The sequence below is a fragment of the Actinacidiphila acididurans genome (assembly GCF_016918855.1).
GTDB classification, from domain to species: Bacteria; Actinomycetota; Actinomycetes; order Streptomycetales; family Streptomycetaceae; genus Actinacidiphila; species Actinacidiphila acididurans.
On record NZ_JADKYB010000005.1, the window covers coordinates 456,744 to 474,161 of the forward strand.

A 17,418-nucleotide genomic window follows, 5' to 3' on the forward strand; every position below is an offset into this window, starting at 1 on the left:
CTTGCAATCGTTCACCAGGGTCCCCACGGACTAGCATATTGTGAAGCCGAACACAGACCTGACCGCCCCACCAGAGATATCCGGTGGGGCGGTGGTCTGCAACGTGCCTGCGCGCAATGACGCTGGCCCTCAAGCAAAACAGGGTCCTCACATGAGAGTGCCCTGCTCGTACTGGTCGGAGAGCGGGCCCAGCTCCCGCACATCGTCACCAGTGGTGTCCTTCCACCATGCGGCGAAGATTCGCCGGTGGCACCACTGGGCCGGGTCGGCGAGGTCCTCGAAGCACAGCAGCACCAGCCTGTGATCCCCTGATGCGTCGGCGATGGCCCGCAGTAGCTCCGCCACCGTCTGGGAGCCGAGGTGATCGAGGTCGGCACGGTAAGCCGCGGTGAACTCGGGGCGGGGCTTGTCGAAGTAGTCCCCCCGTGGCGCAAGCTCGCGCACCGAGTGCGCGAGCGGATAGGGGAGCTTGAAGCGGGGTGCGCCTCGCGTGATGCGCACCGGCACTCCCTGGGCCGGCCGGAATTCCTGGTAGCGATTCGTGAACAGGCTGAGCAATCTGACTCCATTCTTGGCGGATTGCAGGGGCACGGCGCACACGGGCGCAGCCGGGAAGTTCCCGGCCGCGCCCGCCTGCCTCACTTCGTGGCGGCGGCTTCCGCCTTCGCCGTGCTCTCACCCCGCGCGGCCGCGCCTTCCTTGGCGGTGCGGCTGGCCGCCCCGGCCTTGGCGCGCGACCTCGCCTGCGCGGCGGGCGAGGGCTTGCCCGCCGCCGCACTCGCGGTCTTCTTCGGGCTCGGCTTGGCCTGCGTAGCCCCGCCCTTGGCCTCCGACTTGGGCGCGATCTCCTTCTGCGCCTCGACTGCCTTCTTGTTGAACTCGGCTGCCATCGCCCGCTGGATGCCCTGCGCCTTGCTGAGCAGGTTCCGCACCAGCTGGACCTGGCCGTAGAGCTTGCCGACCACCTTCACGTGGCGATCAAGGTCGTCCCCGAGGATGACGGCCAGGTCCTCGGGCTTCTTCGCCGCCAGTTCCTCCAGCAGGGGCAGCAGAACCTCTTCGGCCTTGCCGAGTCCGTCCTTGGCCTTCGCCTTGTCCTTCTTGCGCTTCTCCTGCTCCTCGGCGTCCGGCGCCTTCTCGCCGGTCAGCGACGTCTGGCGTTCCATCATCTTCAGGCCATTGGCGAAATGCTGGGCCTCGGCCTCGGAGTCGAAGTCGCCGCGGACGTAGCGCGTGGCGGCGACCATCTGGTTTCCGGGGTTGAGCTGCGCGATGTGCCAGGCGAGGTTGGGCTTGATGTCACCCTTGTCGACCATGGCGGCGACTTCCTCGCGCAGGGTCAGCAGCCCGAGCCGCCACTTGATGTGCGTTTCGGTCTTGCCGAACTGCTTGGCGATCTTCTCCGGCGTCCAGCCGGCCGCCGCGAGGTCGGCGTACGCGCCGGCCTCTTCCATGATGGTCATGTCCTCGCGGCCGACGTTCTCGGCGATGCTGAGGACGTAGGCCCGCTCGTCGCTGGCGTCCTTGATGACCTTCGCGGGGATCGACTTGAGGCCGGCCTCCGTGCAGGCCCGCCAGCGCCGCTCGCCCGCGATCAGCATGTACGGGGCCTCGCCGCCCTCGACCGGCCGGACGACCACCGGCTGCAGCAGGCCGTTCTCCTGGATGCTGCTGATGAGCTCCTTGTGCTTGGCCTCGTCGAAGTACTTGCGGGGCTGGTCGGGGTTGGGGGCGATCTCGTCGATACCGAGGTCTGCGAACACTATTCCCGCGCCTTTCTAAACCGAGAACCCAATTGAATGGGTTGTTTTTATTTCTGTACTTATATCTTAATTGCAAACACCACCAATGCAAGAGGAATTCACTTTTTAATTCTTATTTCTCGCGTGAATTCAGAACGAACTCCGCGATGCGGAATGCAGAAACTGGACCTCGGCGAAACATTAGGGAGCCCGCCGTGGCCTCAAACCGCGGCGGGCTCCACTCCCTACACGCACCCCGACGGCCGCACCGACCGCGGCCGACTCCTCGCAGGCGGGGCGCGGGGGTCGGCCACCCGCGAGGAGCAGGGACGGCGCCGCACAGGATCGGCGCCCCGCACCCGTGCGGCGCGCTCGCACCGCCGGGTGGTAACACAGAAGCTACAGCACTCTTCTAATAATGTCATCTATCTACGAGGATGTCTTGCCCACTCGTCCGGAGGAACGCGGCGCCTCCGGCATCACCGACAGGAGGTCGACCGCTCTGCGGGCCGCACCCTCGGCGGGTTCCTCCTGTACCTGCCCTGCGGGGAGGACGCGGGCCGGCTCCTTCGAGATCTCAGTGATGCGTTCCACGTCCAACTCGGCCATGCCGACCCTCCCCTGATGACCCACCCCTGCGGCACTGCCAACCGGCGTCTTCGTCAGGACGTGCGCTATCGCGCCACCGCCGCCCCTCCTTGAGCAACAGGCTGTGCCGCATATGACGCTAACCCGAATCCCGTCGGCGTCGCTCGCTCTCGGGCGCCCAACAGACAACGCTGCACCTGTCAGGTTGCACAGGATAACCAAGAGGCATATGCCCGGGGCCGCAACGGCGCCCAGGACGGCGGCCGTTGACCCATCATGCGCACCACGACTACCCACGAGCACCAGGAACATGTCTCCATCAAGCCGTGTTCTACGCAACATTGACATACCGTTGGACAGCGATTTAGCTGCCTCGGTCACTCGTTGTTCGATCAACCTGCCGCTGGCGTCTCTGGCTGGCGCCATCGAGCGGACTCACTGTGCGTCGGCACACCCGCTCGGCTTGGGGCGGCACAGTGGGGGTGCACGTTGCCATGGGCAGCCAGGAGATACGGCACGGACCTCTCGACCGCGGGCTCCTGGAACAGATACGGCGTCAAGCGACAGACCCCAGCCTGCCGCGACTGATCGCCTGGCTGGCGGAGGCCATCGACGGCCACGCAGCCCTGCGGGGATCGGGCGGCGAGGTCCTTGCGCAGTCCTCCGAGACAGCGTGGACCCTACTGCCGCCCGCAGTGCACGAAGCCTTGCCTCGTCTGGCAACAGGAGAGTTGATGTCGGCGGTGGTGGACGAGGGCGATCTCAAAGCCCGGCTGCTCGCTATCGGCCCGGACGCTCCGCATGCGGTTCTCGCCGCGGCCCGCAGCGAGCCGTACAGCACGCAGATGGCCGAAGTCGTCAGCCACGTCGCCGACCTCATCGCACTTCTTCTCCCGGGAGCGAGGGCAGCCGCCGCCGAGCGACGCGTACGTGAGGCCACCATGACGGTGCACACGGCGATCGTTCAGATGCTGGTCGGCGGCCAGGTCGCCTTGGCCCGGCGGTCGGCGGCCGTCCTCACCCCGGGTCTGCTCACCGACTCGATCCGCTTGTACCTTGTGAGTTGCCCTCCCGGCTTCCGCGACGACACGGCCCATGCCATCACCTCAGCGATCGCCGACACGTCGGCATCCAGGCATGAGAACTCCGGACCGCGCAAGCAGGCACCCGCCGGGGCGCTTGTGGCCCCGAGCCCGCACAAAGACTCTCAGCTCGCCGTCATAGTACCGGCAGATCACACGCCGAGTGCGCCGGAGCGTCACAGCCGGGTCGACTCAATCCTGCGCGCCGTCATCAAGGACCGTGAGAGTCACTATCTTGGGATTAGCCAGACAACAGACGTCTCTCGGGCCACGGAAGCCCACCGGGGTGCGACGTACGCCCTCAACGTCGCACATCATGTGCCGGAGCGCGTATGGCAATTCAACGGGCATGCGCAAATCGCTGACGTGGTCGCCTCGGGCGCTCATCGTTGGGCCGCATCGTTGCTGAGTCCGCTCCTGGATACACCGCACATCGAGCGTGACGAACTGGTCAACACCATACGAGTGGCCCTTGGCTTTCCCGCAGCCGAAGCAGCCAAGACCCTTGACGTGCACCGCAACACCGTCACCGGCCGCATCAAGCGAGCCGGAGACCTCCTCCAGCTCAACCTGAACGATGTACACGCACGCGCCGTGCTCGACCTCGCACTCCAGATCGACGCGAAGGCCCAGGCCAGACCAGCAGCCAGCCCACCGATCCTCCAAGAATCACTGTCCTTCCCGGAAGTCCGGGCCTGGGCCGAGCGGTTCCTCGCGCCCCTGGCCCGTGACGGGCGGGATCTGCACCGGACGCTCCTGACCTGGCTCCCCCACAACACCAACGCCGACACTGCGGCGGCCGAACTCGGCGTACACCCGCAAACCGTCCGGGGTCATCTGCGCAGCGCCGAACAGCTCTTGCAGCGAACGCTTCTGGCCGGCTCCGCCGGCGCCCACGACGTCGTCATCGCCCTGTTCGTCACCGGCGACATCAAGGCCCTCCCCGGAGTAGGCGCACGCCCTACGTCACGAAGCTCTTCACCGTCGCCAGCACACGGCGCGCGAATCCTGACGCTGCCCTGGAAGCAGCACAGTGACGACGAACTGACGGTCGGCTGCGCGGGAGGCTGACCCGACCCGGCAGCTAGTCGGCGATCCGGCTCCAGCTCCGCCAGTCCAACGCCACCCGGTCGCTGTCCACGGTCCGCGACCCCTTCCCCGAAGCCGGGTACACGATCACCCGCTCCAGCGTGAGCACCACCAGGCCCCGCCGGGACGCAAACGGCGCGTGCCCCCACCACCGCACCAGATCGCGGACACCCCCCAACGGGGCGTCCTTGACCTGCTCAAGGAGCCTAGCCTTGACCGACGCCTGCCGGATGCTCTGCGTCAGCGTCTGGTCAGCCGTCTTGAACGCTTCCTTGGAGATCTCCCGCCGGGCGTACTCCTTGCCCAGCTCAGCCTGCCGCTTGCGATCCTCCTCGATTCCCGCCCAAAGATGCTCGGCCTCAGCCAGGACGTCACCCCGTGCCGCCTCGACCAGGGCGTGCACCCGGGGTTTGGACAGCTCGGCCAGGACGTGTTCGGCGACGTACGCCTCCAGCAAGTCAGCCTTGACCCGCACCCGTCCGCAGCCACCAGGATGCTGCCGCGTGCTCGGCGTACACCGGTAACCCCGCGCCCCGCTGGCAGAAGGCGACGCATCCAGCGGACACGTGCACAGGCCGCACTCGCTCAGGTTCCCGGTGAGCAGGTATTCACGCTGCTCTGCCCTGCTCGTGTCCGGGTCGTTGGACGGGCGCAGCGCACGGATGGCCTTGAAGTCCTCCGGTGAGATGACCTGCGGCCCGCCGGTGCTCACCAGCTCGCCGTTCTCGTCCTCGGCGAGGCCGGCGATGGCCGGGTGATCGAGCACGTTCGCCACCGTCGCCGGCCGCCACGTCCCGCCGCGGGTCGTGCGGTGCCCCTCGGAGTTCAGCCACTCACTGATCTCGGGGTACGACTGCCTCAGCAGGCGACGGCTGGCTGCGCCCCGCACAGCCGCAGCTTCCGATTCGCGTACCTTCCGGAACGCGGTGTCCTCGAACCCGAACAGCCGTGGCACCTGACCGACCCCTCGCCCTAGTACCGACCCCCCAGCCAACCTTCACGAAAACTCTACAGAAGATAGGTCATACTCTGGCAAAGCTGAACGTCAATACCAGCCGTCCCGCCAGGTCGATCTCAGCCGTCGGCGCCAGCCGTTCGATCCACTCCCAGCGCCTTCCACAGAGCTGCGGTCGGCACTCGTACCGTGCCGCCCAGTGGCAGCGTCGGCACGGGGAACTCGCCCTTGCCGATGAGCACGTAAGCCTTGTTTCGGCTGATACCCAAAGCCCGTGCGGCCGTTGCGACGTTGACTGTCGCCGGTAGCGCCAAGAGCTCCTCCACGCCCATGGCACCGGACTCGACCGCTGCCTCGGTGCCACCGCTTCGCTCTGCCATGCCCGTTACCGCGCAAATCTCCCCCGCGCCAACTTGTAGGTGACCTTACAGCAGTGTCCGACAGCCCTCACAAGATGAAGAAGGATCTTGCAGCATCACGCATCCCAAGGTCCACACGCATCCGACCGACCTGGCCTCCGGCCAGCAGAGCCAAGGACACCCGTGTTCGAAGACAAGACCTATAAACGGTGCGCGTGCAAAGGCCCACTGATCGACAAGGCGGGCAGGCCGATCCTCAACGACGACCCACCCCCAAGGTCGGCTACCTGGAGAAGCGGTGCCCCCAGCTCAAGAAGCGCGACCACGGCTCCTGGTACTACTCCATCGAGATCCCCGCCGGCCCCGGCGGCAAGCGGCGCCACCCCAAGAAGGGCGGGTTCAAGACCCAGCAGCAGGCAGCCGCCGCAGCCGCCAAGGTCTACCGCGACGCCCAAGCCGGCGTCGACGTCCTGTCCGACGAAACCACTGGCGAGTACCTGCGCCGCTGGCTGGATGGCCAGCACGACCTCAAGGCCACCACCAAGAAGAGCTACGACGACTACCTGCGCCTGTACTTCACCCCGTACCTCGGGCACGTCAAGCTCCGCGAACTGCGCCCCCGCCACCTGGACGAGATGTTCGTCGCTATCCAGGCAGACAACGCGGTGAGGCAGAAGAACCAGGAAGACGCCCAACTGGCCCGCGAGGCCGAGCAGAAGACCCACGCGGCATGGCGGGACGCGGCAACTCCTCGGGACCCGCAGCTCAGGCAGACGTGGGACAAGGCCAAGTCGGACCTGAAGGCCGCTCTCGCCCGTCCCCGCCGTCAAACCGGCCCGGCCACGCAGCACCGGATCAAGATGGCACTCAGCTCCGCCCTGGAGGACGCCCGCAAACGGCGCATGATCACCGACAACTGGGCGGCCCTTGTCCAGACACCCCGGGTACGCAAGGCCAAGGCACTGGAGTGGACCGCGTCCCGCGTCGAAGCCTGGCGCAAGACCGGGAAGAAGCCGTCGCCCGTCATGGTCTGGACTCCCGAGCAGACCGGCACGTTCCTCGACTCCGTCGTCTACGACCGGCTCTATCCCCTCTGGGTGATCATCGCCTTCCTCGGCCTGCGACGGGGCGAAGCCTGCGCCCTCCCGTGGTCCGAGGTGGACCTCGACGCCAGCGTCATCCACATCACCGAGGAGATCGTCACCGTCGCGTACGAGCCGCACGAGGACACCCCGAAGTCCGACAACATCCGCGACATCGCGCTCGACCAGGACACCACGGACCTCCTGCGCTGGTGGCGCGATTGCCAGCAGGCCGAGCGGCAGGAATGGCTCGACACCACGGGCGAATGGACTGACAGCGGCCGGGTCTTCACCTTGGAGGACGGCACCGAGTACCACCCGCAATAATTCTCCGACCGCTTCGAACGCCTCTACAAGAAGGCCGACCTTCCGCCGATCCGCCTGCACGACCTCCGGCCCGGCTCGGCGACCCTCTCCCTGCGCGCCGGCGTGGCAATGGTCGCCGTTCAACGCAGGCTCGGCCATTCCTCGATTCGCGTCACCTCGGACATCTACACCACCGTCCTCGCCGAGGTCGAACGCGAGGCCGCCGAGGCGACCGTCGCTGTCGTTCCCCGCGCACGCCAGCGCGTCATACCCAAGCCCGCGGCCGACGACGAGCCCGCTGGGAAGGACGGCCAGAAGGACGACGGGGACGCGGGTGAAGCGCCTGATGTTCCCGAGCGGGACGCTGCCTGACGGCATGTTCCCAGAGCGTTCCCATCCGCTCACGCAGAAGGCCCCCGCGATCTTCATGGGGGCCTTCTGTTCGAACTGTTTTGCCTGGTCAGGGGTGGAGCCGCCTTCGGGATTCGAACCCGAGACCTACGCATTACGAGTTGTCCGATTACGATCCGCGATCGTCCGTGCAAGTCCGTCTCCGCAGCTCGGGACGCAATTCGGACCCGGCTGGACTACTACGGACTCCCGTGGATCGAATCCCAATCGAGACCGCAACTGAGACCCGCGCATCGGGGCCCGATGCGGGTCACTCCGGGGTAGCCACAACAAAGGTGCCCTTGTTGGGGAGCGTGACGACCAATCCACGCTCCCGCAGTTCCGCGACGGCCCGGCGCGCGGTCCCGGGCGCTACGCCGTACTGCGCTCCCATATCCCGTTCGTTCGGCAAGCGGGCCCCGACCGGCAGTCGGCCGGACCTGATCTCGGCTTCCACCTGGTCTGCGACCCGCACGTACACGTACTGCGGGAAGTCTCCGCTCATAGCCGGAACGTACGGCGCCGCCCCGCACTGGGCATCCGCAGATGGCCGTATGGGGCACCATGTGGCGGCATATAGCGGTACCTTCTGAGCAGGAAAAACCCCCACGACCGTGTCGCCGGTCCGGGGGAGTGGCCGACTGCTGAGGAGCCGACATGGCCGAGCGTACCGAGGGGCACGGGCTGGACACAGGCGATGGACCGAAACCTCTCACCGCGCTGGCCAGCAGCACGCTTGAGGGGCAGGCGCAAGCGGCGTACAGGGCCTACGTCGACCATGCATGGGACTGCGAGGAATGCCGGAGGGCCGCGTTCCAATGCGACAAGGCCGCGGCCCTCTGGCAGGCGTATCGAGATGCCCGCGGTTAGCGGACCGTAGGCCGCTGGAACAGCGCCCCGGACCCTCGGTGCGGCAAGTCGATCACCCGGACCAGGGTGAAGCCCTGGCTCTCGTAGTACCGGTGCAAACCGTGGTTGTCCTTCCACGCGTCAAGCCGCAGCCATGGCTTGCCCGCCGTGGCGGCACGCTCCAATGCCCAGTTCAGGAGCGTGCCGCCGACACCTGATCCGGCGAACTTCCGGCTCACTGCCATGCGGTGCACGTAGAGCGCGTCCCCCGGCTTGTCCTCGGTGGTCCAGAACTCCGGGTCAGCGTGGTCGTCCAGTTGCAGCGTGGCCATGGGTAGGCCATCAGTGGTGGCGAGGAAGACTTCACCACGCCGCAATGCCTGCGTTATGCGGTCGCGGTGCGGCGGGAACTGCCACTGGTCGATCCCGCGCGAGGCGAGCCATGCAGATGCCTCGCGCAGGAGGTCTTCTACGACACGGAGTTCGCCAGGTTGCGCCGGCCGGATGGCCACGTCGGTCACGCTTCCTCGCTCGGGATCTCGCGCCGCCGCTCGTACGAGATGACGTGTCGGTCCCCCGGCAGGATTGTGATGGCGACCCGGACCGGCTTGCCCTCCTCTGTGTGGCCGGTGGCGATGTGGTAAGCCACGGGCGTTCCGGGCCCCAAGTCGAGGCGGTGCGTCTCGTCCGGTGTGGGCATCCGCACGTACAGCTCATCCAGGGCGCGCACCTGGCGATACCCGAGTTCGGCTAGCACCTCGTTCGCACCCCGGCCAATGTCCTCCGGCCGCATGATCTCCGAGTCACGCACGAGGTTCAGCGGGAAGTAGCTGTCATTGATGTTGAACGGCTCTCCGTCGAGGTACCGGACTCGCTTGCGCACTGCCACCAGTTCGCCGGATTCGAGGTGGAGCCGCTTGGCCACGTCCGCCGGAGGTTCCACGATCGCAACTTCGATCTCTTGGCGCGGCTCGCGGCCCTCCGCGGAGTATTCGGTCACGAAGGCGTCCATCTCCGGGCTCCACGGACGCTTCCGGAACTCTGCTTGCGGCCGGAACACCATGGGCTGACGTCGGCGCACGAAGTGACCCTGCGGCCGAGCTGAGACGATCAGCCCCTCATTGACGAGCAGGGCAAGCGCCTTGCGCACGGTCTCACGCGAGACGCCGTACTTGTCTCGCATCTCAGCTTCGGTGGGCAGCTTGGCCCCCGGTTCAAGGCTTCCGACGTCGATCTGAGCCCTGAGCGCGTCTGCAATCTGCTGGTACATCGGGTCTCGCCCGAGCCGGTTCACGGTCACGCCTCCATGAAACTCGCAGGTTGTAGCCATTGTCCAGTCAATGCGGCCAATGCACTTGACACTGCCGTGTGCGCCTGCCAACATCCTGACTGTAGCCATTGTACGGACAATAGCTACAGCGACTGATCTCCGGTCGCTTGCGCGCCTGAACGTCCTGTCGTGGGGCGGGAGGGGAGCGCTGGTTGGTTGAGAACTGAACAGGGTGCCGCTCCAGCCACCTGCACTCGGGTGGTCGATGGAGCCGCCTCCAGCCCAGCGATTCGGGTTCGGGAGGCCGTCTCCGGCCCTGGTGAGGGCTCGGGAGACCGCTCGGGGCGACCCGGGCCGCACGCCGCCGGTCGTGGATCACCGGCCCCGGGCCACTCCTCCCGGGGGCAAGAAAAGGGGCCTGTCCCACCGAGTCACCCGGGGGTGGGCAGGGGTCGCGCCAATGGCACGGCCAACGATCACGCCGGTTCCCAGACCAGCGCATCAGCCGAGAGGAGACCCGGAATGGGTCGCCGACATACGCCGGGCGCGGCCGGAACCTGACCCGCCCGGCTGTGAACCCTTCGCGTCATGTGCGTGCCACCGACCGGCTGGCCCCGTGGGGCTAGGGGCTGGTCGATGGCGCGCGTGCGTCGAACGCGCACGGCCCCCGACATGCCCAAACGGATGTCGGGTGGCCGTGGCTGTTCGAAGCCGTTGAGCAGCAGCGTCACACAGCGGACGCACCCCGGTGCCTGGCAGCGGGCGGGGTGCGTCCTTCGATCCCTCGGAGGGACCAGAAGTGAGCTTAGGCACTGTCGAGATCGTCTCGTTCGGGTACCTGCACGATGCTCCGCCGGCCGCGCATCTGACCGTGGACCTGCGCGAGCACTTCCGCGACCCGCACGTCTCGCCGGAACTGCGGTACATGACCGCCCTGGACGAGCCGGTACGGACCGCAGTGATGAACACCCCGGGCATCGCCGACCTGGTCACCTCCGTGGCCGCGGCCGTCACCGCGTTCGCCTCGGGCCCCAGCGCCGGCACGGTCAGCGTCGCCGACGGATGCGCCGGGGGCCGACACCGCGCACCCACCTTCGCCAACGCCCTGGCCGAGCGCCTGCGGGCGGACGGCCACACCGTCACCGTGCACCACCGCGACCTGACCAAGCCCGTCGTCAACCGCTGACCCGAAAGGAACCCCTTATGTCCGGCTCCGTGAACGACCTGCAGAACTACCTCACCGGCACCGCCCAGATGGCCTCGGAACTGTCCACCGAGGACCCGCGCCACGAGGACCTGCACGACGCCATGAACGAGGTCATCGACAACCTGGTCGCCAACGGCGTCATCGGCAACAGCGACAACCAGCGCTGACCCGAACGCCCCGCCCCGTGTTGCCCAGACGCCCCCCGGCCACGGTCGGGGGGCGGTGGGGAGCGCCGGGAAACCCCGCTTCGCACCTGCACGCCCCGCCACGGTGCTGGAACACCGCGGCGGGACTTGACCACCAACCTGACTCAACCAGGAGGGCGATCCGTGATGGATCGTATCGACGTATCCCCGGGCCTGACCGAGGAGGAGCGCAAGGACCTGTCGGACAAGGTCCGCGAGGCCAACAAGCGCTCCGAGAACGGCAGCGGCAAGTGAACCCGGGCATCTTCGCCGCGGTGTTCGCCGCGCTGTTCGTGGCGCACTCGGTGGGTGACCACTGGGTGCAGACCTCGACTCAGTCCGCGGCCAAGGGCCTGCCCGGCTGGGCCGGAAGGCTCGCCGACACCCGCCACGTGGCCACCCTCACCCTCACCAAACTCGCCGTACTCCTGCCGACCGCCGCGCTGCTGGGCCTGCACCTGTCGGTGTGGGGGCTGGTGGCGGGTCTGGGGGTGGATGCGGTCACCCACTGGTGGGCCGACCGCCGCACCACCCTCGCCGCACTGGCCGCTGCTCTCGGTCTTGGTGGCTTCTACTCGCTGGGCACGCCGGACCACCCCGCCCACCCGGTCACCGCCAACGGCAAGCCCGCGGCGCACCTGGGCACCGGCGCATACGCCCTTGACCAGTCCTTCCACCACCTGTCGCTGCTGGTCGCAGTCCTGCTCATCACCCTCATCTGATTCTTCGCCTACTGCTCCGGACCGGCCGCACATCCGCCCATGACACCGGCCGGTCCGGGCCCACACCCATCCCCGGAGACTCCTGATGTACGACTTCATCGGCCCCCACAAGGCCACCACCACTGCCGATTTCCTCGAACTGGCCCTCGGTACCCCGCTGGAGCTGTGGTTGGGGGTCGAGGACGAGAGCGACGAGGACCGCGCGGCGCGGGAGGCCGCGGCGCGGGACATCCTCGCCGACGACCCCGCCCTGTTCGACCGCACCACCGCACTCGCGGTCGAGACGATCGGCCGCACCATGCCGGAGCTGCTGGCCCTGGCCCCCACCATCCGCCCGGCCGCGCCGGTCCGCCGCCGGAGCTCCCGGAGGGGGGCCGCGGCATGAGCGCCGAGACCTTCACCGCCACGGTGACGCTGGCCGACGTGAGCGGGCCGGTGCTCGCCCTGCGGCTGCTGCTGTCGGAGCACCCCGACCTGCCGGCGGGGACGATCCGCTTCAGTGACCTCTCTCCCGACCGGCTGGACGTGTGGTTGCACGACGACCTGCGGGCGTTCGAGACCTGGCGCGCGGTGCTGGGCATCGACCCACACGCGGTCACCTGCGACACCCAAAGCGACGACCGAACCTGGGTGCTCAAGGCCACCGGCGAGTACGCGGGCGTGCGGATCGAGCTGACCAGCTTCTCCGACGTGCCCGCGCCCGAGCAGGCGGGGGGCGTGCAGTGAACACCACCCCGCACCGCGCGCTGCTGCTGGCCGCCCGCCGCGTGCGGCTGCTGGCCATCCTGGCCGGTTGGGCGTGGCTGCTGGGCATCCACCCGCCGGTCATCGTCCGGCTGGTGTTGGTCGGCGTGTTCGCTGTCGCCCTGGTCCTGGACCTTGCCGCTGATGCCGGGATGCGTCCCGGGCCGGTGCAGCTCACCGGCTGGGGCCGACCGGGGGGTGATGAGCGATGAAGGCCGCGGTGAAGAGGCTGCTGACGCTGCTGCCGGCCGTTGCCATGACGGTCGTGTCCATGGTTCTCACGCTGGCCGTGATCGTGATGTGGCTGGGACAGGCGATGCCGTGGCCGGTCGCCCTGGTGGTCGGCCTCGGTCTGGACGGCGGATGGCTGGCCACCCTGTCCTACGAGCGCCGCCTTGCCGCTCAGGGCGACCACTCCGCCGCCGTGACTGCGGTGGGCTGGTGCTTCGGCCTGCTGGCCACCGGTGTCCTGGTGGCGCATGCGCTGGGCGAGTCCTCCCCGGGCGCGTGGCTGGCCGTGGCCTGGCTGCCGATCGCTGCGAAGGCGTTGTGGCTGGTGCACGGCATGTGGGAGCGCACCGCGCTGACCCCGGACGCGCTCGCTGCGATCCGCGGTATTCAGCAGGAAGCCCGCGACACCGCGGCCGTTGCCCGGGCCCGGCTGCGGGCCGAAGCGACCGCCGAGGAGACCCGACTGGAGGCCGTGACGACCGCAGGGGCCCGTATCGCGCGTGTCCAGGCCAGGACCGCGGCGACCCTGTCCGGTGCGTGGTCGACGCTGGAGAAGACCCGCACCGGACAGGACACCGGGCAAGCTCTTGCCTCCGTGACGACCGCCGTCACACGCGAGTCACAGCCCCGGTGGGAGTTGCCCGTCTGGGGCCCGGTCGAGCCCGTGGCGCCGATGCTGGAGTCACCAGCAGCCGCACTTCGGGAACACGTGACCACCTCCGTCACCGGCACGGCTGAGCCTGTGCCCGGTGATGGTGGTGCGGGCGTCACCGGTGTGGAGGTTTCCGCAGCTCACTCCGGTCACGCTCCCGTCACCAAGCCCCCCGCGGAACACGCCGGTGCTCGGGTCACCAAGCCTTCCCGCACGCCGGTCACCGGTTCGGGGAAGGTGGCGCGGCGCATGTCCCGTGACGAGCGCCGTGACGCCGTGACCGCCCACCTCCAGACGCACCCGGATGCCACCGTCACCGACCTGCGCAAGGCAATCGGGGGCCGCCCGGAGACCCTGCGGGAACTGCTCGCCGAGGTCACCGCCCGCCGGCCGCTGTCCCTCGTCCGCCCCGGCAACGACGGCGAACAGCCCGGCACCCCCGCCGCCCTGTGACACGACAGGAGACCCATCCCATGTCCCCCCTGCCCGCACCCCACCAGCCCCCGGAACCGTTCGCCGACCGCCAGACCGAGGCACCCATACCGGCGGTGTACCAGCCGCAGCCACTCACCGGATACCCGCACGCTGCGCAGCCGGTTCCCTCGGTCGCCTCGGTGGTCCTGCCCGATGGCCAGGTCGTCACCGGCTACACCACCGCACAGCCCGCGCCGCTTGTGCCGGTCGACACCCGCGTGTCGGGCCGCGCGAAGGGCGCCGCGCTGGTCATCGCCTCCGGCGGGATCGGTGTCGGTGGTGCGACCGCCGGCATCGGCTACGGCCTCGGTCTGATCGCCACCGCCGGCCCCGGACTGCTCACCGCCGCGATTGCCCTTGCCATCGCCACCGGATCGGCCGCGCTGCTGCGCCTGCTGCTCGGCTCCGGTGCCCGCTCCGCCGACCGGTCGACCACGGTCGTCCACCAGCACGTCACCGCCCACGGCCTGTTCGGACGCGCCACCGGCGGCACCATCACCCGCCACTGATCCCAGACCCCGACGACTCGCCTGACGCCACCGGCTCTCGCCACTGGCTGCCGAGTCAGGCCGCGGTGCCCGGCGCCAACTGCACTGACCGGCTCGGCATGCACTGCGCCTCGACTGCGCTCTTGCCGTGCGTGCCAGCCGTCAAGGGCAGGCACATGGCTTCCGCCGCTGTCGCCGACAGTGCCACCAGCAGACATGCAACGAAACCGACCAGAGTGAACTTCATGCGGCCACGCCCTTTCATGATCGACCGCCTGTCGATCACGGAACGTACGGCATCGACCACATGGCCTACAACTTGACGGACCATCAGATCAATTGCACGCCCGGAACGGGAGTTGCCATGATCCGAACCCACCCCGAAGACCCGCCTCTGACCAGCACAGAAGCCGCGCGTGTGGCGTGGCTGATCGCGCGTATGGCCAAGCGTGGCATCGCAGGTGACGAGGTAGACCTGTCCGACCTGAAACTCAAACTCGACCGCATCCTCGACGGCGCCCGCAAGCGCGCCGAGCAGGCCGCCGCCGCTGCTGCGGCTGGCAAGTGAATCCGCCCCGGACCGGCCGCACATCCGCCAAGACACCGGCCGGCCCGGGCCCACACCCTCCACAGGAGAGCAGGAAACCCCAGCATGACCGAAATCATCGACCTTGACGACCACCGCCCCCGACCCGTACCCGATCTGACGAAACCCGTCCCCGAGCAGGCACCACGGCCGGTCCTCGAAGGGGTCGTCATCCCCTCCGGCATCCCCGGCGCCGGAAAGGCCGCCGCGGGGCGGGCGGGGCTGCGCCACGCGGCCCGCACCGTGCGCGTGGTGGCCACCGACGAGCGCACCCGGGCCGGTGTACGGCTTGCCGTGCGGCACGGCTCCTACGTGCTGGGCGGGACCCGCATCCTGGCCAAACGCGCCTGGGACGGGCGCACCGTTGCCCGGCACGAGCGGATGATGCGCGCCGCCGAAGCCGTAGGACAGCACGAAACAGCGCTGGAGTGGGAGCAGCGCGCCGCCGCCTTCCGGAAGGAGCGTCACCAGCGCCGCATGGACCTGCTCACGGCCCCGCAGCAGATCGTCAGGTCCGCTGCGGTCGGCACCGCCGGCACCGCAGGCGGACTGCTCGGGCTGGGCATGGTGCTGGCGATCGGCGAGCACGACCCCGCGCAGGTCATCGCCCCGATCGTGTTCACCATCAACGCCATCCGGTGGGCCGTCCTGATCATCCACATGGTGTGGGGACCGGCCGTGCTGCTCGGCCCGTGGCTGGCCCTGCTCGGAGTGTGGAACACCGGCCGCAAGGGACAGGCCGCACCCAACTGGGCCCTGCCCGCGGCCGAGCAGGACTCCCGGGACATGGTCCCCGACGAGGGAGCGATCCTGGACGCGCTGCGGCACCTGGGCATCGGCCCGCTCAACCAGGCGTTCAAGCAGGGCTGGCAGGCACGGTGGGTGCAGCCCACCACCCGCCTCGGCAAGGGCTGGCACACCCAACTCCAGCTCCCCCTCGGTGTCACCGTTGAGATGATCAACGGCAAGAAGGACGTGCTCGCCCACAACCTGCTGCGCCTGCCCGTCGAGGTCTGGCCGACCGAGCCCCGCAACGCCCCGGGCACCTTGGATCTGTGGGTGGCCGACCAGGGTTCACTGTCGGGTGCGGTGCCGCCGTGGCCGCTGCTCACGGACGGCAGCGCGGACTACTTCAAGGGCGTGCCGGTGGGTGTCTCCCAGCGCGGGGAGCCGGTCTTCGGCAAGCTCATGGCCTCCAACTACATGGTCGGCGGCATCATGGGCTCGGGAAAGTCGTCCCTGGTCGTGGGGCTGTTGCTGGGGGCGATGCTCGACCCGCTGGTCGAGATCGACGTGTACGTCATGGCCTACAACGTCGACTACGACCCAATGCGCGAACGCCTGCGCGTCCTGGTCAAGGGCGACGACGACGAGCAGGCCGAAGCCGCCCTGGAATCCCTGCGCGCCCTGCGCGACGAGGTCACCGAACGCGGCAAGCTACTCGAAGCCCTCGGTGGGGACACGGTCAAGCTCACCCGCGAGCTGGCGCAGCGGGACCCGCGGATGCGCCCGCGAGTGGTGGTCTACGACGAGTGCCACGAACTGTTCGAGCACAAGAAGTACGGGGCCGAGGCCGCCGAACTGGCCGTCAAGGTACTCAAGAAGGCCCGCAAGGTCGGCATCACCCTGGTGTTCGTCACGGTCTCGCCGACCGCGTCCAGCATCCCCAAGGACGTCACCCGCAACACCAGTCACCGGGTGGCGTTCGCGGTCGGCGACCACGTCGCCAACGACGGGTTGCTGGGCACCGGCAAGCACCGCGCCGGCATCACCGCCACCACCCTCAACCCCGCCGAGAACATCGGCACCGCCCTCACCGTGGGGTTCACCTCGAACGCGTTCGAGCTGGTCCGTGCCTACTACGTCCGCAAGGACACCGACACCGACCAGGTCACCCCCGTCGTCCAGCGCGCCCTTGCACTGCGGCAGGGCATCACCCCCGCGACCGTGGCGGGCGGGCAGGACCGGGAGCAGGCTGACCCGCTCGCCGACATCCTGACCGTGCTCCGGGACGAACCCCGGGCGCGGACGACCGAGGTGTTGCAGCGGCTCGCCGAGCACAACCCCGCCGCCTACCGCGACTGGAGCCCCCGCGACCTCAAGCGCGTCCTGGCCGAAGCAGGCGCCGAGGCACCCCTGCGTGACGGGTACGCGGTCGTCTCCCGCGACCACGTCCGCGACGCCATCAACAACCGCCAGAACACCCCCGACGACAACACAGAGTGACAGTGAGGCACGGCGGGTTCAGTGGAGTTCCACTGACCACCCCACTGAACCCACCCCACTGGCCTTGACGTGCCGCAACGGCACCCCAGTGGGGCAGTGGAGCACCCCACCACGACCTGCGGAAACCCCCAAAACACGGGTTCCGAGGGGTGACCCCTGCCCCACTCCCTGTACGGACAGTGACCATCCCG

General features: G+C 68.5%; 20 protein-coding genes and 2 pseudogenes. 13 read left to right on the forward strand and 9 right to left on the reverse strand.

What is annotated here, in order from left to right:
• Positions 1-147 precede the first annotated feature (147 nt).
• The 3 genes from ITX44_RS12175 to ITX44_RS12185 form a co-directional block, all read right to left on the reverse strand.
• On the reverse strand, positions 148-501 hold the full coding sequence (locus ITX44_RS12175) for a DUF488 family protein (protein ID WP_205357133.1): 354 nt from the start codon (positions 499-501) through the stop codon (positions 148-150).
• 137 nt (positions 502-638) lie between these two features.
• Positions 639-1,763 carry a ParB/RepB/Spo0J family partition protein gene (locus ITX44_RS12180; protein ID WP_205357134.1) on the reverse strand — a complete coding sequence of 375 codons (1,125 nt, stop codon included), beginning with the start codon at positions 1,761-1,763 and terminating at the stop codon, positions 639-641.
• 408 nt (positions 1,764-2,171) lie between these two features.
• Positions 2,172-2,351 (reverse strand): hypothetical protein, encoded by a 180-nt coding sequence (locus ITX44_RS12185; protein WP_205357135.1) that lies wholly within the window; start codon positions 2,349-2,351, stop codon positions 2,172-2,174.
• Positions 2,352-2,824: 473 nt separating this feature from the next.
• On the opposite strand from ITX44_RS12185, the gene ITX44_RS12190 reads away from it, so the two are divergent.
• On the forward strand, positions 2,825-4,483 hold the full coding sequence (locus tag ITX44_RS12190; protein ID WP_205357136.1) for a helix-turn-helix domain-containing protein: 1,659 nt from the start codon (positions 2,825-2,827) through the stop codon (positions 4,481-4,483).
• Between the two features lie 13 nt (positions 4,484-4,496).
• On the opposite strand, the gene ITX44_RS12195 is transcribed toward ITX44_RS12190, so the two are convergent.
• Together ITX44_RS12195 and ITX44_RS12200 are read right to left on the reverse strand one after the other, a co-directional pair.
• Positions 4,497-5,456: a recombinase family protein gene (locus ITX44_RS12195; protein WP_205357137.1), complete on the reverse strand. Its 960-nt coding sequence runs from the start codon at positions 5,454-5,456 to the stop codon at positions 4,497-4,499.
• 119 nt (positions 5,457-5,575) lie between these two features.
• Positions 5,576-5,836: a helix-turn-helix domain-containing protein gene (locus tag ITX44_RS12200; RefSeq protein WP_236060393.1), complete on the reverse strand. Its 261-nt coding sequence runs from the start codon at positions 5,834-5,836 to the stop codon at positions 5,576-5,578.
• Positions 5,837-6,030: 194 nt separating this feature from the next.
• On the opposite strand from ITX44_RS12200, the gene ITX44_RS12205 reads away from it, so the two are divergent.
• The gene (locus ITX44_RS12205) at positions 6,031-7,224 is read left to right on the forward strand and encodes an Arm DNA-binding domain-containing protein (RefSeq protein ID WP_205357138.1); all 1,194 of its coding nucleotides are present in this window, start codon (positions 6,031-6,033) and stop codon (positions 7,222-7,224) included.
• 15 nt (positions 7,225-7,239) lie between these two features.
• Positions 7,240-7,575 (forward strand): annotated as a pseudogene (locus ITX44_RS12210) (tyrosine-type recombinase/integrase); the annotation flags it as partial.
• A 289-nt stretch (positions 7,576-7,864) separates the two neighbouring features.
• Here ITX44_RS12210 and ITX44_RS12215 read toward each other — a convergent pair.
• From ITX44_RS12215 to ITX44_RS12225, 3 genes are all read right to left on the reverse strand, one after another.
• On the reverse strand, positions 7,865-8,098 hold the full coding sequence (locus ITX44_RS12215) for a GntR family transcriptional regulator (RefSeq protein WP_205357139.1): 234 nt from the start codon (positions 8,096-8,098) through the stop codon (positions 7,865-7,867).
• Between the two features lie 361 nt (positions 8,099-8,459).
• Complete coding sequence (locus ITX44_RS12220; RefSeq protein ID WP_205357140.1) at positions 8,460-8,963, reverse strand: GNAT family N-acetyltransferase; 504 nt, start codon at positions 8,961-8,963, stop codon at positions 8,460-8,462.
• Positions 8,960-9,742 carry a GntR family transcriptional regulator gene (locus ITX44_RS12225; protein WP_307795223.1) on the reverse strand — a complete coding sequence of 261 codons (783 nt, stop codon included), beginning with the start codon at positions 9,740-9,742 and terminating at the stop codon, positions 8,960-8,962. Before ITX44_RS12225 ends, ITX44_RS12220 begins: the two co-directional genes overlap by 4 nt.
• Positions 9,743-10,511: 769 nt before the next feature.
• On the opposite strand from ITX44_RS12225, the gene ITX44_RS12230 reads away from it, so the two are divergent.
• The 8 genes and pseudogenes from ITX44_RS12230 (at position 10,512) to ITX44_RS12265 (ending at position 14,436) form a co-directional block, all read left to right on the forward strand.
• On the forward strand, positions 10,512-10,898 hold the full coding sequence (locus ITX44_RS12230; RefSeq protein ID WP_205357141.1) for a RapZ C-terminal domain-containing protein: 387 nt from the start codon (positions 10,512-10,514) through the stop codon (positions 10,896-10,898).
• A 17-nt stretch (positions 10,899-10,915) separates the two neighbouring features.
• On the forward strand, positions 10,916-11,086 hold the full coding sequence (locus ITX44_RS12235) for a hypothetical protein (RefSeq protein WP_205357142.1): 171 nt from the start codon (positions 10,916-10,918) through the stop codon (positions 11,084-11,086).
• A 269-nt stretch (positions 11,087-11,355) separates the two neighbouring features.
• Positions 11,356-11,826 carry a transcriptional regulator gene (locus ITX44_RS12240; protein ID WP_205357143.1) on the forward strand — a complete coding sequence of 157 codons (471 nt, stop codon included), beginning with the start codon at positions 11,356-11,358 and terminating at the stop codon, positions 11,824-11,826.
• Between the two features lie 85 nt (positions 11,827-11,911).
• Entirely contained in the window at positions 11,912-12,211 is a 300-nt protein-coding gene (locus tag ITX44_RS12245) for a hypothetical protein (protein WP_205357144.1), read from the forward strand.
• On the forward strand, positions 12,208-12,552 hold the full coding sequence (locus ITX44_RS12250; protein ID WP_205357145.1) for a hypothetical protein: 345 nt from the start codon (positions 12,208-12,210) through the stop codon (positions 12,550-12,552). Before ITX44_RS12245 ends, ITX44_RS12250 begins: the two co-directional genes overlap by 4 nt.
• On the forward strand, positions 12,549-12,782 hold the full coding sequence (locus ITX44_RS12255) for a hypothetical protein (protein ID WP_205357146.1): 234 nt from the start codon (positions 12,549-12,551) through the stop codon (positions 12,780-12,782). The genes ITX44_RS12250 and ITX44_RS12255 overlap by 4 nt, the downstream gene beginning before the upstream one ends.
• Positions 12,779-13,507, forward strand: a pseudogene (locus tag ITX44_RS12260) (protein spdB); the annotation flags it as partial. The gene ITX44_RS12255 and the pseudogene ITX44_RS12260, both read left to right, overlap by 4 nt.
• A gap of 419 nt (positions 13,508-13,926) precedes the next feature.
• Positions 13,927-14,436, forward strand: a complete 510-nt coding sequence (locus ITX44_RS12265; protein ID WP_205357147.1) for a hypothetical protein — start codon at positions 13,927-13,929, stop codon at positions 14,434-14,436.
• A 55-nt stretch (positions 14,437-14,491) separates the two neighbouring features.
• On the opposite strand, the gene ITX44_RS12270 is transcribed toward ITX44_RS12265, so the two are convergent.
• Positions 14,492-14,662: a hypothetical protein gene (locus tag ITX44_RS12270; RefSeq protein WP_205357148.1), complete on the reverse strand. Its 171-nt coding sequence runs from the start codon at positions 14,660-14,662 to the stop codon at positions 14,492-14,494.
• Between the two features lie 60 nt (positions 14,663-14,722).
• Between ITX44_RS12270 and ITX44_RS12275 the strand changes: the two genes are divergently transcribed.
• The gene (locus tag ITX44_RS12275; protein WP_307795224.1) at positions 14,723-14,983 is read left to right on the forward strand and encodes a DUF6257 family protein; all 261 of its coding nucleotides are present in this window, start codon (positions 14,723-14,725) and stop codon (positions 14,981-14,983) included.
• Between the two features lie 84 nt (positions 14,984-15,067).
• Positions 15,068-17,227, forward strand: coding sequence for an FtsK/SpoIIIE domain-containing protein (locus tag ITX44_RS12280; RefSeq protein ID WP_205357149.1), 2,160 nt, complete (start codon positions 15,068-15,070; stop codon positions 17,225-17,227).
• Positions 17,228-17,418 lie beyond the last annotated feature (191 nt).

What these genes read in the sequence shown, in the direction of transcription:
- ITX44_RS12185 (WP_205357135.1), bottom strand. Translation starts at nt 2,351, where the DNA reads ATGGCCGAGTTGGACGTGGAACGCATCACTGAGATCTCGAAGGAGCCG.
- ITX44_RS12190 (WP_205357136.1), top strand. Translation starts at nt 2,825, where the DNA reads ATGGGCAGCCAGGAGATACGGCACGGACCTCTCGACCGCGGGCTCCTG.
- ITX44_RS12200 (WP_236060393.1), bottom strand. Translation starts at nt 5,836, where the DNA reads ATGGCAGAGCGAAGCGGTGGCACCGAGGCAGCGGTCGAGTCCGGTGCC.
- ITX44_RS12215 (WP_205357139.1), bottom strand. Translation starts at nt 8,098, where the DNA reads ATGAGCGGAGACTTCCCGCAGTACGTGTACGTGCGGGTCGCAGACCAG.
- ITX44_RS12235 (WP_205357142.1), top strand. Translation starts at nt 10,916, where the DNA reads ATGTCCGGCTCCGTGAACGACCTGCAGAACTACCTCACCGGCACCGCC.
- ITX44_RS12245 (WP_205357144.1), top strand. Translation starts at nt 11,912, where the DNA reads ATGTACGACTTCATCGGCCCCCACAAGGCCACCACCACTGCCGATTTC.
- ITX44_RS12250 (WP_205357145.1), top strand. Translation starts at nt 12,208, where the DNA reads ATGAGCGCCGAGACCTTCACCGCCACGGTGACGCTGGCCGACGTGAGC.
- ITX44_RS12265 (WP_205357147.1), top strand. Translation starts at nt 13,927, where the DNA reads ATGTCCCCCCTGCCCGCACCCCACCAGCCCCCGGAACCGTTCGCCGAC.
- ITX44_RS12270 (WP_205357148.1), bottom strand. Translation starts at nt 14,662, where the DNA reads ATGAAGTTCACTCTGGTCGGTTTCGTTGCATGTCTGCTGGTGGCACTG.
- ITX44_RS12275 (WP_307795224.1), top strand. Translation starts at nt 14,723, where the DNA reads ATGGCCTACAACTTGACGGACCATCAGATCAATTGCACGCCCGGAACG.
- ITX44_RS12280 (WP_205357149.1), top strand. Translation starts at nt 15,068, where the DNA reads ATGACCGAAATCATCGACCTTGACGACCACCGCCCCCGACCCGTACCC.